The organism is Halovenus marina (genome assembly GCF_051414115.1).
In the GTDB taxonomy this organism is placed as follows: Archaea; Halobacteriota; Halobacteria; order Halobacteriales; family Haloarculaceae; genus Halovenus; species Halovenus marina.
Genome location: NZ_JBLKNZ010000001.1, coordinates 2772381 through 2786984, shown reverse-complemented (window position 1 = coordinate 2786984; position 14604 = coordinate 2772381). Strand labels below are relative to the sequence as shown.

Here is a 14604-nt window from a genome sequence, read left to right as displayed (position 1 = left end):
TCCAGATCCGTGATATCAGCCGTCGTCCAGATCCGTGATATCCTCGTCGGGGAAGGAGATCAGGTTCTCACGGCCGATCCGGAGTTTGTCGATTTCGCCCTCCTCTTCCATAGCGGAGAGCAACTGCGAGACCTTCGCGTTCGACCAGTCGGTCTCCTTGACGATGTCGGCCTGTTTCATCCGCCCGCCGTTTGCTTCGATTAGCTGGACGACACGCTCTTCATCGCTGAGTAACTCCTCGGCGGTCTCGTCAGGTTGGTCTGGCTCCGCTGGTTCGGTGTTGTCCGTCTCGTCGGATGTCGTCTCTCCGGCACTGTCGTCGCCCCCCGTTGGGAGTGTAATTTGGTCCCGGTCGTGGAGCACATACGCGAAAAAGAGCCCGGTAATTCCGACCACCACGATCACCAGCAACCACAGTATCGTGTCGTTCGTTCCGCCCGCGTTATCTGGCGTCGGCGAGGGGGTGTCCGTGACGGTCCCGCTGTTTCCGACGAACGTGACGGCGAGCGATTCCTCGTCGAACGTCGCCGGGCCCGTCCAGCGAATTGTGCCCCCTTCTCCGATAGCGACGTACTCCTCGTCGACGTTCGCAGTCGAGACACCGAACCCGGACGGGGGACGCATCACCAACGTCTGGTTTTCGTTGAGACCGTCGTACCAGATGCCGGTCTCGGTTCGCAGGGCGTCGTCGATGTGGAGCAGATCACCGTCGGGCCGTGCGAAGTTCGTCCAGGTGAACGAGACGGCGAGCCGACCGGTTCCGTTCGCCACCAGCGCGTCGGATGCTGTCGACTGTGTAACGTTTTGGATCTCCATCTCGCGGTCCGTTCGCCCGTTCACGTGTTCGGCTGCACGCTCGAACGCATCGAGTCCAAGCATGGCTGTCTCCTCTGAGAGAAACTCAGATTCGAGGGTCCGATAGGCCTCGCTGTCGGCGTCCGATTCGAGGTCGAACGTCGTCTGGACAGTGATCCGAGCGTCGCCGTCAGCTTCGAGTTCGATGACCGTCGACGTATTCATATCGAGTTGGACAGCGTCGTCAGTCTGGGCTACTGCGGTCCCAGCACCGACGAACACGGCCACCACCGCACCCGAACAAAAGAGGGCAAGGAGGACAGTCAGGGCGGCACGTGACGGCAATGACATATTCGCACGTGCGCCCTCTCCCGGCAAAACATTTTCTATGACACCTTCTCAGTGGCGTGATTGGGAAACTGGCCAGTCGTCGTCGCGTACTCGACGACCGATTGGTCGTGGAATCTGTCCTCGAAAGTTCTTTTAGCGACGGCGACACAAATCAGGTCGAGATGGTTGGTTCCCGTACAGTCGTTTCCCTCCTCGCCGTCTGTCTTCTCTGTGTGGCTGTCGGCGCCGTCGCGAGCGCTGCGACGGGACAGGGGGAGAGTTCCGAGATCAGACATCCGGAGAACACAACCGGGTATCTCTCACCGACGAACGTGACTGCTGACGGATACGCGCAGACGGACATCGATGTTGGCAGTGCGATAACGGACGACGCGCAGTCACTGCATGCGCGTCAGGACCGGTTACGATTCGACGAGCGATTCGAGCGCGCGTCAGATAACGCACAGCGCCGCGCGGTCGTCGAGTCCGCCGTCAGGGAAATAAATGCGAGCGTCACGGAACTCAGACAGCGTCAGGAACAGCTGTTCGCGGCTTACGGTGCCGATGAAATCGGTGAACGGGCACTTATCCGAAAGCTGATCACAGTCACCGCCGTTGCAGACCGGCAGCGGCAATTTATCGACCACGTCGAACAGACCGTAAGCGAGGCGTCGGGCGTACCGCTGCCAAGCAACATCCAGGACCAGATCGAGCAACTCGGGAGTGAACCGCTGCTTCAGCCGGGGCCAGTCGACGAACAGTTACGCACGGAAGTGACCACGACAGGGGCCGAAACGACGTACGTACAGGGCAGTGAGACCGCGCTCGTACTGGTGACCGTCGTCGACGGAACCCAGTACCGTCAGGCCACGATGCTCGACGAACGGGTCGGCACCGGCGAGGACACGTTCGCTTCGAGTGAGAACGGCTGGTTCGACGCGGCCACCCAGCGCGCTGAACAGCTGTACCCGTGGGCCTGGGCGAACTTCGAGGGCGGTGGCGGGGATATCCTCGCCGGGTTGCCCTACTACTTTGTCGACGTGAGCCATCCCCACGGAACGCTCGAACTGTACTTCGATGGGACCTCCGCGAACGTCTTCCGGGAACATCAGCGAAACAGTCCTGGAGCCATTCCGGTCTCGGAGACACACCGCACTACAACCAGTACACTCGAACTTACCGTCGAGACGACCCATCCGACCGGTCCGATGTTGATCACCGTCTCAGAGCCGGGTTCGGCAGAGCCGATCCAGACGACCCTCGAAATCAACGGTCAGCCAATCGGCACCACCGACTGGGAGTACTGGGCGGTCCAGCCTGAGGGGAACTTCACTGTGAGCGCGACAACCGCGAACAACGAGACAGCGGTCGTCTCTGGTCCCTAGTTCGGCATTTCCGTCCGTACGCTTTTATCCTATACCGCGACAGACAGACTGTGTCCAGTGTCCGTGCCGTGTCCAGCCTCGACCTGAACCGCGGCGTAACGCCAGTGATCGGCGTGCTCCTGCTGGTTGGGCTGACGGTGGTGCTGTCGCTTTCGGTCGGCGCGATGGTTTCGCTCTCGAGTCCCGACCCCCCGCCGAACGCGGGACTCGAACTCACCGTCGAGGACGGGGCCGACCGGATCGCACTCACACACACTGGGGGTGACGTGCTCGCGGTCACCGAACTGCGTGTCTCGATCCGGATCGACGGCGAGGCACTCGACCATCAGCCGCCCGTCCCGTTTTTCGCGGCGCGTGGCTTCGAATCGGGGCCGACAGGCCCGTTCAACGTCGGCGGTGACACCACGTGGCGTGCCGGTGAGACCGCGAGCGTTCGACTCGCTGGCACGAACGCACCCCAGTTGCGAGCGGGTTCGACTGTCTCAGTTACCGTCGCGACCGAAACGGCGACGATTGCGCGACTCACCGGAACCGCAGACTAACAGCGGCGACTCACGGAACGTCTGCGACGGTCGTAATCGCCCGAGGGCTCTTTGGGCTGGCCTGCTGGATGTGATGCTCGAACTCGGTAAAGCCAGCCTCTGTAAACATCCGGTCGGCCTCTTCCTCGTCGTAAAACAGCATGATCGCGTCGGCGAGTTTCTGAAACACCGTCGCATTCGGGTAGTCCGGGCCGACGACGAGCACCTGACCGCCGGGGACACAGACTCGCCGGAGCTCGCGGAGGGTGGCGACCGGGTTGGGCCAGTACTCGATCGACCCCGACGACCAGACGACGTCGAAGGTGTCGTCGGCAAACGGGAGGCGTTCGGCGTCGCCGAGATGGAAGCGAACCGGGCCGCGTCGACCGAACTTCTCGTAAGCGCGCTCGAGTTGGTGCGGGCTCTGGTCGAGCCCGTAGACGTGTTCGGTCCGTTCGAGGAGTGCGGTGGTTGCAAAGCCGGTGCCACAGCCCACATCGAGTACCCTGTCGTCTGGGCCGATGTCGAGCATCGCCACCGCCTCGTCGCGCATCTGTTCGTTCCAGACGAACGGGTTGATGCGGTCGTACACCCGCGAGAGATACCGGTAGAACAGACGCGCCCTGGCCTTGTCTTCGAGAACGCCCATACACGTTCTTTGACTGACCGATAATAATCCTCCCGGTCGGATCCGGCACGACTTGCGCACGCTCGCCGGAGACACAGAACTGGGGCCGAAATCCGGACTCAATTTCGCAACGCCCAAATAGGCCTTGACAGTAGATGCAGACGACAGAAATGCCCAGACAAGAAGTACTCGAGCGCATCAAAGACGCCGAGAACGAGGCCGACGAAATCGTCGCGGCGGCCGAACGAGAGGCCGACGAGCGGGTCGCCGAGGCGCGAGAGGAAGCCGCGGAGATCCGGGAGGAGGCCAACGCGGAGGCCGAGGAGGTGGCACAGCGCCGTCTCGAAGAGGCCCGCGAGGAGATCGAAGGCGAGGCCGCGGAGATCCGGGAGGAGGGAACGCAGGCCCGTGACGAACTCGAGCAGGCGGCGGACGAACAGATCGACGAGGTGACCGAGTACGTCCTCGAGACGTTCACGGAGGCGGTACATGCTCAGACCTGAGCGAATGTCGAAGATCTCGGTGACCGGCGCTCAGTCCGTCATGAGCGAGGTCATCGAGACGATGCACGAGTTGAATCTGGTTCACATCACCGACTACGACGGCTCGTGGGATGGGTTCGAGCCGGGCGATTCACTCGAAGGAGCCGACGAGGTGTCGAGCCAACTCGTGACCGTCCGGGCCATCGAGAGTACGCTTGATGTCGACGAGAGCGACGTCTCCCCGGCGGAGACGGTCGATCTCGACGACCCGGACAGTCGTCTCGAAGAGATCCGGACGTCGGTCAACGAACTCGACGACCGGCGTGACGAACTCCGGTCTCGACTGCGCGATATCGACGAACAGCTCGACCAGATGGAACTGTTCGCAGATCTGGGGATCGATCTGGACCTGCTGTGGGGTTATGACTCCCTCGACGTTATTGTCGGCGAGGGCGACCCGGACGCGATCGAATCCACTCTCGCAGACAGCGACTCGGTCGAGGCCTTCGACGTGTTCAGCGGGGAAGGCAGCGTCGCCGTCTTCGCGAAACTCGACGGGTCACTCGAAGACGAACTCGTCGGCGTCCCCATCACAACCTATCAGGTTCCAGAGGAGTCCGGCGACCCCGAGTCGAACGTCGAATCGCTCGAACGCGAGCGCCAGCAGGTCGAGGCGGAACTCGACACCGTCGAGAGCGAACTGGAGGCGCTGAAACACGATTCGGCGGCGTTCCTGCTCGCGCTCGAAGAGCAGCTCACGATCGAGGCCCAGAAGTCTGAGGCACCGCTTCGCTTCGCGACGACCGAACACTCCTTCATCGTCGAGGGCTGGGTGCCATCGAATCGGTACGACGAACTCGCGTCGACGCTCGACGCCGAAATCGGCGACCAACTCGAAGTCGCCGAACTGAAACGGGCGTCGTACACGAACCACGGCGGCCTCCACGAGGACCACGATACTGAGGACCACGCGGAAGCGACAGACGGCGGCCACGCCGACGAGACAGCCGTGACCGACGGCGGGCCAGCCACGACCGACGACGCCGACGAACAGGTTGCCACGGACGGCGGCCGAACGGGCGACGAGATTGTGACGCTCGACGACGACCCGCCGGTCATCCAGCGAAATTCGAAGATAACCAACCCCTTCGAGTTGCTCGTGACGGCGGTCAACCGACCCAAGTACTCCGAGTTCGACCCGACGATCATCCTCTTTCTGACGTTCCCGCTCTTTTTCGGGTTCATGATCGGGGATATCGGGTACGGGCTGCTGTACGTTCTGCTCGGCTACGGTATCTGGAAGAAAGTCGACTCCGAGGCGATTGCGAACTTCGGTGCTATCGTCGCGTGGCTCGGCCTGTGGACGATTCTGTTCGGGTTCCTCTACGGTGAGGTACTCGGACTGCACTTCCTCGAATGGTACCACATCGAGCCGGTGTTCCACAAGGGCATCTCCGACACCGAGTGGGCGATCACGTGGCTCGTCGTCGCGGTGATCGTCGGTTGGGTTCATCTCAACGTCGGCTATATCCTCAACTTCGTCGAGGAGTTCCAACTCCACGGCGCGAAAACGGCCGTTGTCGAGGTCGGCTCGTGGCTCCTGATGCTCAACGGGCTGTGGGTCTTCATCTTCAGCAAGGCATTCAGCCTGAGCAAGCCAACATTCCTCGTCAGAGCCAGTGGACAGGAAGGGATGATGGTACTCGACAACGGGCCTCTCGGGTTCGGGTTCACTGGCTTCCCAGAACTTGTCGGTCTCATCGGTCTCGGCGCATTCGTGCTCGGAATCGCCATACTGATCATGGGGCCGTGGTACGAGGCCGTCGAGTTCCTCGTGCCACTTGCACACACGCTCTCGTACACGCGGTTGACTGCGGTGTTGCTCGCGAAGGCGGGCATGGCACTGGCGGTCAACCTCCTGTATTTCGGTGCGTACACCGACGAAGAAGGGTTCCACTTCATGCACACGAGCACGCCGGGACACAAGGAAGAGGCCGGGAAGGAGATAATCTTCGGCGGCCTCTCCAACATGGGTTCGGACATCTCAGTGTGGACGCTCGAACTCGGACTCGAGGGTGCGCTGCTGGGAATCCCAGTCTACATCGTGGGTCACATTGTCGTACTCGCGATCGGTGGAACCGCCGCAATACAGGCTATCAGGCTCGAATACTTCGAGTTCTTTGAGAAGTTTTATGAGGGCGGTGGCAAGACATACGAATCGTTCGGACACGAAACACGCTACACGGAGACCTAAATAAAATCAAACAATGATTGAAGCACTACCTGCGTTCCTGAGTGTTGTACTGGACACCGGCGGAGCAACCACTGACCTGTTCCTCGAGAACACCGGCGCGGCGGCCATCGCGGTCGGACTGGCCGCACTCGCAACCGGATACGCACAGCGTGGTATCGGTTCTGCCGCGGTCGGGGCCGTCGCGGAGGACAGCGACAACCTGATCTCGGCACTGATTTTCACAGCTATCCCGGAAACACTCATCATTATCGCGTTCGTCACCATCTTCGTGGTGTAACGCGGCCCATCTACTTACAATGAGTTTAGAGACAGTAGCCGAAGACATCAGAGAGCAAGCCCGCGCGCGTGCGGAAGAGATCCGCGAACAGGCAGAGTCGGAAGCCGACGAGATCATCGCCGAGGCGGAGGCAGACGCAGACCAGATCCGCGAACAGCGCCTCGACGAGGTCGAGCGGACGATCGAGCAGGAGCGCGACCAGCGCCGGTCGAGCGCCAAACTCGAAGCCAAGCAGGCCCGACTGGAAGCACGACGCGAAGTGCTCCAGTCGGTTCGCGAGGACGTCGAGAGCGAAATCGCTGCCATTGAGGGCGAGCAACGCGAGGAACTGACTCGCGCACTGCTCGAAGCGGCCATGACTGAGTTCGAAGGCGAGGCGGAGGTGTACGGTCGGCCGGACGACCGCGAGTTGCTCGAAGGGCTGGCCGACGAGTACGACGACCTCTCGTATGGCGGTGAGTACGACTGTCTCGGTGGCGTCGTCGTCGAGAGCGAGCAGTCCCGTGTCAGGGTGAAAAACACGTTCGACTCGATTCTCGCGGACGTCTGGGAGGAGAATCTCCGCGAGATATCGACGAAACTCTTCGACCAATGAGCGCGACAGGCAGTTCAAATCCGGAGTACGTCAACAGCCGCGTTCGATCCCGTCGGACTGTGCTGTTCGACGAGGAGGACTACCGAAAGCTCGTTCGCATGGGCACCGGCGAGATTGCCCGCTACATGGAGGAAACCGAGTACGAGACCGAGATGAACGAACTCGGGACGCGTCACAGCGGCGTCGACCTCATCGAATACGCGCTGAACCGAAATCTCGCAAAGCACTTCCACGACCTGCTCGACTGGGCTGAGGGCGAACTCTACGACCTCATCGCCAACTACCTCCGGAAGTTCGACGCGTGGAACGCAAAGACTGCGCTCCGTGGCGTCTACTCCGGTGCGAGCGCCGAGGAGATACAGACTGACTACATCCGTGCAGGCGAGTTCGACGAGCAACTGCTCGACCAGCTCGCCGCCGCCGGATCGGTCGAAGAAGTCGTCGAACTGCTCGAAACGACCATCTTCGCAGAGGGGCTCGACGCCGCCTTCGACGAGTACGAGCAGCGAGACGTGCTGGTTCCACTGGAAAACGCCATCGACAAGACGTTCTACGAGCACCTGCTCGAAGATGTCGACACGACCCGCGTCAACCGGAACACGCCGCGAGGGCTGTACACGGAGGTGCTGCAGGCCGAAATCGACTTCCGGAACGTCCGGAACGCGCTTCGTCTCTCACGGACCGGGACCGACCTGGACCCGACGGAGTTCTACATCGCAGGCGGCAAGCTCTTCGACGAGTCGGAGCTTCGACAGCTTGTCGGGAACCTCGACGAACTCGTCGACCACATCCGCGAGAGCACCTACGGCGACGAGCTGTCGAGCGCGCTCGCAGACCTGGAAGACGCAGACAGCCTCATTCAGTTCGAGCACGCACTCGACGCGGCGCTTCTGGAGTACTCCGATGCGCTGTCGTACACGTACCCGATCTCGATCTGTTCGGCGCTGTCGTACATTCTCGCGAAGGAACGGGAGATAGAGAACATCCGGGCGATCGCCCGCGGCCGGGAGGTCGGTCTCTCGGTCGAGGAGATAGAACGGGAGCTCGTGGTAACATGAGTCAGGAAATCGCAGTCGTCGGCAGTCCGGAGTTCACGACTGGCTTTCGGCTGGCTGGCGTCCGCAAGTTCGCGAACGTACCGGACGAGCAGAAGGACGAACAGCTCGACGAGGCCGTCGAGGAGACGTTCGCTGACGAGGATGTCGGTATCGTCGTCATGCACGACGAGGACCTGTCGCATCTCTCTCGTGACGTGCGAAGCGACGTCGAAACGAGTGTCGAACCGGTGCTCGTAACGCTCGGTGGCGGGGCTGGAAGTGGCGGTCTCCGCGACCAAATCAAGCGAGCGATCGGTATCGACCTGATGGAGGAAGACTAAATGAGTCAAGCAACAGAATCTGACGTCCGTGAAGACGGCGTCATCGAAAGCGTAAGCGGCCCCGTCGTGACCGCGGTCGACCTGGACGCGCGGATGAACGACGTTGTGTACGTCGGTCACGAGGGGCTGATGGGAGAGGTTATCGAAATCGAAGGGAACCTGACCACAATTCAGGTGTACGAGGAGACCTCCGCGGTCGCTCCGGGTGAACCGGTCGAATCGACCGGATCGCCCCTGTCGGTCGACCTCGGGCCGGGGATGCTGGACGCTATCTACGACGGCGTTCAGCGCCCGCTCGACGTCCTCGAATCGAAGATGGGGTCGGCATTCCTCGACCGCGGCGTCGACGCTCCGGGGATCGACCTGGAGAAGACCTGGGAGTTCACCCCAGAAGTCGAGGAAGGCGACGCGGTCGAAGCCGGTGACATCGTCGGCACGGTGCCGGAGACGCCGAGCATCGACCACAAGGTGATGGTGCCGCCCGACTCCGACGGCGGCGAAGTCGTCGCCATCGAGAGCGGCAACTTCACCGTCGAGGACGCTGTCGTCGAACTCGACACGGGCGAAGAGATCCAGATGCACCAGGAGTGGCCGGTGCGTGAGGCCCGCCCGACGGCGGAGAAGCGCAGTCCGGAGACGCCGCTGGTCTCTGGACAGCGCATCCTCGATGGTCTGTTCCCCATCGCGAAGGGCGGGACGGCAGCCATCCCCGGTCCGTTCGGGTCGGGTAAGACCGTCACCCAGCACCAACTCGCCAAGTGGGCCGACGCGGACATCGTCGTCTACGTCGGCTGTGGCGAGCGGGGCAACGAGATGACCGAGGTCATCGAGGACTTCCCGGAACTGGAAGACCCGACGACGGGCAACGCGCTGATGGACCGGACCTGTCTCATCGCGAACACGTCGAACATGCCCGTCGCAGCGCGGGAATCCTGCGTGTACACCGGGATCACCATCGCGGAGTACTTCCGTGACATGGGCTACGACGTTGCGCTGATGGCCGACTCCACCTCGCGGTGGGCCGAGGCGATGCGGGAAATCTCCTCCCGGCTGGAGGAGATGCCCGGCGAGGAGGGGTATCCCGCCTACCTCGCAGCGCGACTGGCGCAGTTCTACGAGCGGGCTGGCTCCTTCGAGAACATCAACGACACCGAGGGCAGCGTGACCGTCATCGGGGCGGTCAGCCCGCCGGGCGGGGACTTCTCGGAACCGGTCACGCAGAACACGCTTCGTATCGTCAAGACGTTCTGGGCGCTGGACGCGGATCTGGCCGAACGGCGGCACTTCCCGGCGATCAACTGGAACGAATCGTACTCGCTGTACCGGGACCAACTCGACCCGTGGTTCTCGGAGAACGTCGCAGAGGACTGGCCCGAGCGCCGACAGTGGGCAATTGACATCCTCGACGAGGAAACCGAACTGCAGGAGATCGTTCAACTGGTCGGTAAGGACGCACTCCCGGAAGACCAGCAACTCACGCTGGAGGTCGCCCGATATCTCCGCGAGGCGTATCTGCAGCAAAACGCCCTGCACGAGGTGGACACCTTCTGTGAGCCGGACAAGACCCACCGAATCCTCGGTGCGATCAAGACGTTCCACGACGAGGCGTTCGACGCACTCGACGCGGGCGTGCCGGTCGAGGAGATCACCGACATCGACGCCGCGCCACAGCTGAACCGCATCGGTGTGCAGGAGGACTACGAGGCGTACGTCGACGACCTCGAATCGGATCTCGAATCGGAGATCAGGGAGCTGTACTAACAATGAAGGAATATCAAACAATTTCGGAAATCAGCGGCCCGCTGGTCTTTGTCGAGACCGACGAGCCGATCGGCTACGACGAGATCGTCGAGATCGAGACCGCAGACGGCGAAGTCCGTCGCGGACAGGTGCTCGAATCGGCCAGCGACCACGTCGCAATCCAGGTGTTCGAGGGAACCGAGGGGATCGACCGACAGGCGTCGGTTCGCTTCCTCGGTGAGACGATGAAGATGCCGGTCACCGAGGATCTGCTCGGTCGGGTCTTCGACGGGACGGGCGAACCGATCGACGGCGGCCCCGATATCGTCCCCGACGAGCGACGGGACATCGTCGGTGCCGCGATCAACCCCTACTCCCGCGAGTACCCAGAGGAGTTCATCCAGACGGGGATCTCCGGTATCGACGGGATGAACACGCTCGTTCGCGGACAGAAGCTCCCGATCTTCTCGGGATCGGGGCTTCCCCACAACGACCTTGCACTCCAGATCGCCCGACAGGCGACTGTGCCAGAGGAGGAGGAAGCGGGCGACGAAGGAAGCGAGTTCGCAGTTATCTTCGGCGCGATGGGTATCACCGCCGAGGAGGCAAACGAGTTCATGGACGACTTCGAGCGAACCGGCGCACTCGAACGTTCGGTCGTGTTCATGAACCTCGCAGACGACCCCGCAGTCGAGCGGACGCTCACGCCGCGACTGGTGTTGACCACCGCCGAGTATCTCGCCTTCGAGAAGGACTATCACGTGCTGGTCATCCTGACGGACATGACCAACTACTGTGAGGCGCTGCGAGAGATCGGCGCGGCACGCGAAGAAGTGCCCGGACGGCGTGGCTATCCGGGATACATGTACACCGACCTGGCCAACCTCTACGAGCGGGCCGGTCGGATCAAGGGTCGCGAGGGCTCTGTCACACAGATCCCCATCCTGACGATGCCCGGCGACGACGACACCCACCCGATCCCGGACCTGACGGGATACATCACGGAGGGGCAGATCTACGTCGACCGCGACCTCAATTCGCAGGGTATCGAACCGCCGATCAACGTCCTGCCGAGCCTCTCACGGCTGATGGACGACGGTATCGGCGAGGGGCTAACCCGCGAAGACCACGGTGACGTCTCCGACCAGATGTACGCCGCCTACGCGGAGGGTGAGGACCTGCGGGACCTGGTGAACATCGTCGGCCGCGAGGCGCTGTCGGATCGGGACAACCGATTCCTCGACTTCGCCGACCGGTTCGAGCAGGAGTTCGTCCAGCAGGGCTACGACACCAACCGCTCGATTGACGAGACCCTCGACCTGGGCTGGGAACTGCTCTCGATGATCCCGAAAGAGGAACTCAACCGCATCGACGAGGAGTTCATCGAAGAGTACTACGTCGAAGACGAGCAGGAAGCCGTCACCGCCGACGACTAATCGGCGAGCATCACAGCTGTTTCTCTGTACCGGTTCCGCTCACACTGACGACACCGTCTCGAGACCCAGACTGGACAGACTGGTATCCGACCGGACAGCCAGCAGTATCAGTCCCCCAAATAATGTAGGCCTGTGTATTAATACACTATGTAGCATATTAATACATGTATGGCATTAACTAACGAAGTCGGCACACTGGTTGAACAGTCGCTGTGGGTCGGCACAGCGGGAATGTTCCTCGGCATGCTGTTCTTTATCGCCAAAGGCTGGGGCGAAAAGAACGAACGCATGCAGGAGTTTTTCATCGTGACGATATTCATCGCCGCGATAGCGTTCGTAAACTATCTGGCGATGGCGCTGGGCTTTGGCGTGACGGAGATAACCATCGATGGTGAAGTGCGAACCATCTACTGGGCCAGATACACTGACTGGCTCATCACGACACCGCTACTGTTGCTCGACCTTGGGTTGCTCGCTGGGGCGACACGCAACGAACTGGCGTCGCTCATCGGTCTCGACGTCGCGATGATCGGGACTGGTGCGCTCGCGACGCTGACCAGCGCCGGTGTCGGTGCGGTCGCAATGTCGGAGGTCGGCGTGGAAGTCCAGCGCCTCATCTGGTGGGGCGTCTCCACAGCCTTCCTGCTCGTGTTGCTGTACATGCTGTTTGGCAGCCTCACCGACAAGGCGCAGGCGCTTGGCGGTCAAGCGACATCGACGTTCAAAACGCTCCGGAACCTCATCGTGGTGATCTGGCTGGTGTATCCGGCCTGGTGGCTCATCGGAACCGAGGGGCTGGAGGTTGTCGGACTCGGTGTCGAGACGGCCGGGTTCGCGGTGCTCGACCTGACGGCGAAGATCGGCTTCGGCCTCATCCTGTTGCTCTCCGGTCGTGAGGTGCTCGGCGCGGCGGCGGCCGATTCGGCGACGGCCGACTGATCGCACGGGAACCGACCGACCACACATAACCGTACAGACTACAACCATCGCCGTTCTCGTGTACTCACACTCCAGATTTGATGCTTTCACAGCTCACGTATCTGTCCTTTCTGGCGGTGTTTGCAGGGATCCCACTGTCGATACTCGTCATGGGGAGTGTCATCTCCCGTCGAGGCGACCACCAGCCCGTTCGCGTTCAGGTCGGCGGGGTCGCACTCATGATCACACTCGCGCTCGGCTACACGATCCCGTGGGACAGTTACCTCATCGCGCGGGGCGTCTGGTGGTACGGCGAGGGCGTGGTCACGACGCGTCTCTGGTGGATGCCCCTCGGCGAGTATCTGTTTATCGTCGCCCAGACCGTTCTGGTCAGTGTCTGGACGTTCCAGTACGCTAGCGTCGCCGACCCGACTGTCGGGCACAGCTGGCGTGACCGACTGCTCGGAGTCGTTGCTGGCGTGGCTGTCGGGGCCGTCGGCGTTGGATTGCTCCTCGGACCTGCTGAGACGTTCTATCTCGGTGCGATCCTCGCGTGGGCCGGGCCAGTCTTTGCCCTCCAGTGGGGCGTCGGCTTGCGGTATCTGCTCGCGATTCGGCGGCGAATCGTCGTGCTGGTCGGCGTGCCGGTCGTGTACCTGTCGAGTATCGACCGCATCGCCATCGCGCAGGGGCTGTGGACCATCTCGCCGACGTACTCGACGGGGCTGACCGTCGGTGGCCTGCCGATAGAGGAGGGGCTTTTCTTCCTGGTCACGTCACTGTTTATCGTGCAAGCGCTCGTGTTGCTCCGGTGGGTGATCGCCCGATGGGGATAGACGGCGTCACGGCTCGAACGCTCCTGGGCAACGCCGTCACTGCGCTCGGGTGGCTGCCACTCGCCGCGTTCGCTGTGCTCTCACTGCTCGTCGGTGAACTCCCGACAACCGCCCAGTACGCCCCGCTGGTCGCGAGCGTCGTCGTCTTCGGGTTACCCCACGGCGCCGTCGATTACGTGGCGTTGCCGCGCGCTCGAGAAGGCCGTGTTTCCCTCCGCGGCGTGGCTGAGGTGTCGGCGCTCTATCTCGTCGCCGGCGCTGCGTATCTCGCGCTGTGGTTCGTGCGTCCGTTGCTTGCGGCAGCCGTCTTCATCGCCCTGACGTGGTTTCACTGGGGGCAGGGTGACCTCTACGCCCTGCGTGACCTCTTTGGCACCGACCACGTCGACGACTTCACGCAGCAAGCCCTGACAGTTATTGTCCGTGGCGGTCTGCCGATGCTCGTCCCGCTGTTTGGCTTTCCGGAGACGTATCGCGCTGTCGTGGATACGTTCGTTGAACCGTTCGGTGGCGCTGCAGGTGCGTGGTGGCTGTTCGACACGCGGCCCCGACTCGCACTCGCTGGGCTCTTCGGACTGCTTACACTCGGTACACTCGCGCGCGGGTTCGCGCACGCGAGCGACCGGCGCTCCTGGCGACTCGACGCCGCTGAGACGGTGTTTCTCTGGCTATTCTTTCTGCTCGTTCCCCCGATTCTCGCCGTCGGTGTGTACTTCTGTTTCTGGCACTCGGTACGCCATATCGCCCGGGTCGTGTTACTCGACGAGCGCTCGGTCGAGTACCTCGCGGGACACCGGTGGCTCTGGCCACTCGGTCGGTTCGCACTGGAGGCGGCCGTTCCGACGGTGCTGGCGCTCGGTTTCGTCGGCGTGCTATGGCAGGTAACCAGCAGCCCCGAGACGCTCGCGGGCGCAACTGGGCTGTACCTCGTTGCAATCGCCGTGTTGACGCTCCCGCATACGGCTGTCGTCGCGTTACTCGACCGCGAACAGGGGATCTGGACGTGGCCTGTGGTGTGAGACCGGAATA

15 protein-coding genes are annotated in these 14604 nt (G+C 62.1%); 13 read left to right on the top strand and 2 right to left on the bottom strand.

Annotated elements, in window-relative coordinates; all coding sequences use genetic code 11:
• Window positions 1–15 precede the first annotated feature (15 nt).
• A complete protein-coding gene (locus ACMGFL_RS14225; protein WP_436936195.1) occupies window positions 16–1146 on the bottom strand; it encodes a helix-turn-helix transcriptional regulator in 1131 nt (376 codons plus the stop codon).
• Window positions 1147–1307: 161 nt separating this feature from the next.
• On the opposite strand from ACMGFL_RS14225, the gene ACMGFL_RS14220 reads away from it, so the two are divergent.
• Together ACMGFL_RS14220 and ACMGFL_RS14215 are read left to right on the top strand one after the other, a co-directional pair.
• Entirely contained in the window at window positions 1308–2510 is a 1203-nt protein-coding gene (locus ACMGFL_RS14220; RefSeq protein WP_436936194.1) for a DUF7096 domain-containing protein, read from the top strand.
• Between the two features lie 50 nt (window positions 2511–2560).
• Entirely contained in the window at window positions 2561–3052 is a 492-nt protein-coding gene (locus tag ACMGFL_RS14215) for an archaellin/type IV pilin N-terminal domain-containing protein (RefSeq protein ID WP_436936193.1), read from the top strand.
• Between the two features lie 10 nt (window positions 3053–3062).
• Here the strand turns inward: ACMGFL_RS14215 and ACMGFL_RS14210 are convergent, their stop codons facing one another.
• A complete protein-coding gene (locus tag ACMGFL_RS14210) occupies window positions 3063–3680 on the bottom strand; it encodes a methyltransferase domain-containing protein (protein WP_436936192.1) in 618 nt (205 codons plus the stop codon).
• Between the two features lie 149 nt (window positions 3681–3829).
• On the opposite strand from ACMGFL_RS14210, the gene ahaH reads away from it, so the two are divergent.
• From ahaH to ACMGFL_RS14155, 11 genes are all read left to right on the top strand, one after another.
• Complete coding sequence (gene ahaH / locus ACMGFL_RS14205; protein WP_436936191.1) at window positions 3830–4162, top strand: ATP synthase archaeal subunit H; 333 nt, start codon at window positions 3830–3832, stop codon at window positions 4160–4162.
• Complete coding sequence (locus tag ACMGFL_RS14200) at window positions 4149–6395, top strand: V-type ATP synthase subunit I (RefSeq protein ID WP_436936190.1); 2247 nt, start codon at window positions 4149–4151, stop codon at window positions 6393–6395. Before ahaH ends, ACMGFL_RS14200 begins: the two co-directional genes overlap by 14 nt.
• Before the next feature lie 13 nt (window positions 6396–6408).
• Entirely contained in the window at window positions 6409–6672 is a 264-nt protein-coding gene (locus ACMGFL_RS14195) for an ATP synthase subunit C-like protein (protein WP_436936189.1), read from the top strand.
• A gap of 19 nt (window positions 6673–6691) precedes the next feature.
• Complete coding sequence (locus ACMGFL_RS14190; RefSeq protein WP_436936188.1) at window positions 6692–7267, top strand: V-type ATP synthase subunit E; 576 nt, start codon at window positions 6692–6694, stop codon at window positions 7265–7267.
• Window positions 7264–8325 (top strand): V-type ATP synthase subunit C, encoded by a 1062-nt coding sequence (locus tag ACMGFL_RS14185; RefSeq protein ID WP_436936187.1) that lies wholly within the window; start codon window positions 7264–7266, stop codon window positions 8323–8325. The genes ACMGFL_RS14190 and ACMGFL_RS14185 overlap by 4 nt, the downstream gene beginning before the upstream one ends.
• Window positions 8322–8645, top strand: a complete 324-nt coding sequence (locus tag ACMGFL_RS14180; protein WP_436936186.1) for a V-type ATP synthase subunit F — start codon at window positions 8322–8324, stop codon at window positions 8643–8645. The genes ACMGFL_RS14185 and ACMGFL_RS14180 overlap by 4 nt, the downstream gene beginning before the upstream one ends.
• A complete protein-coding gene (locus tag ACMGFL_RS14175; protein WP_436936185.1) occupies window positions 8646–10406 on the top strand; it encodes an ATP synthase subunit A in 1761 nt (586 codons plus the stop codon). It abuts the gene before it with no gap.
• Window positions 10407–10408: 2 nt separating this feature from the next.
• Window positions 10409–11821, top strand: coding sequence for an ATP synthase subunit B (locus tag ACMGFL_RS14170; RefSeq protein WP_436936184.1), 1413 nt, complete (start codon window positions 10409–10411; stop codon window positions 11819–11821).
• 168 nt (window positions 11822–11989) lie between these two features.
• On the top strand, window positions 11990–12760 hold the full coding sequence (locus ACMGFL_RS14165) for a bacteriorhodopsin (RefSeq protein ID WP_436936183.1): 771 nt from the start codon (window positions 11990–11992) through the stop codon (window positions 12758–12760).
• An 80-nt stretch (window positions 12761–12840) separates the two neighbouring features.
• Window positions 12841–13575: a lycopene cyclase domain-containing protein gene (locus ACMGFL_RS14160; protein ID WP_436936182.1), complete on the top strand. Its 735-nt coding sequence runs from the start codon at window positions 12841–12843 to the stop codon at window positions 13573–13575.
• Entirely contained in the window at window positions 13566–14594 is a 1029-nt protein-coding gene (locus ACMGFL_RS14155; RefSeq protein ID WP_436936181.1) for a Brp/Blh family beta-carotene 15,15'-dioxygenase, read from the top strand. Before ACMGFL_RS14160 ends, ACMGFL_RS14155 begins: the two co-directional genes overlap by 10 nt.
• Window positions 14595–14604 lie beyond the last annotated feature (10 nt).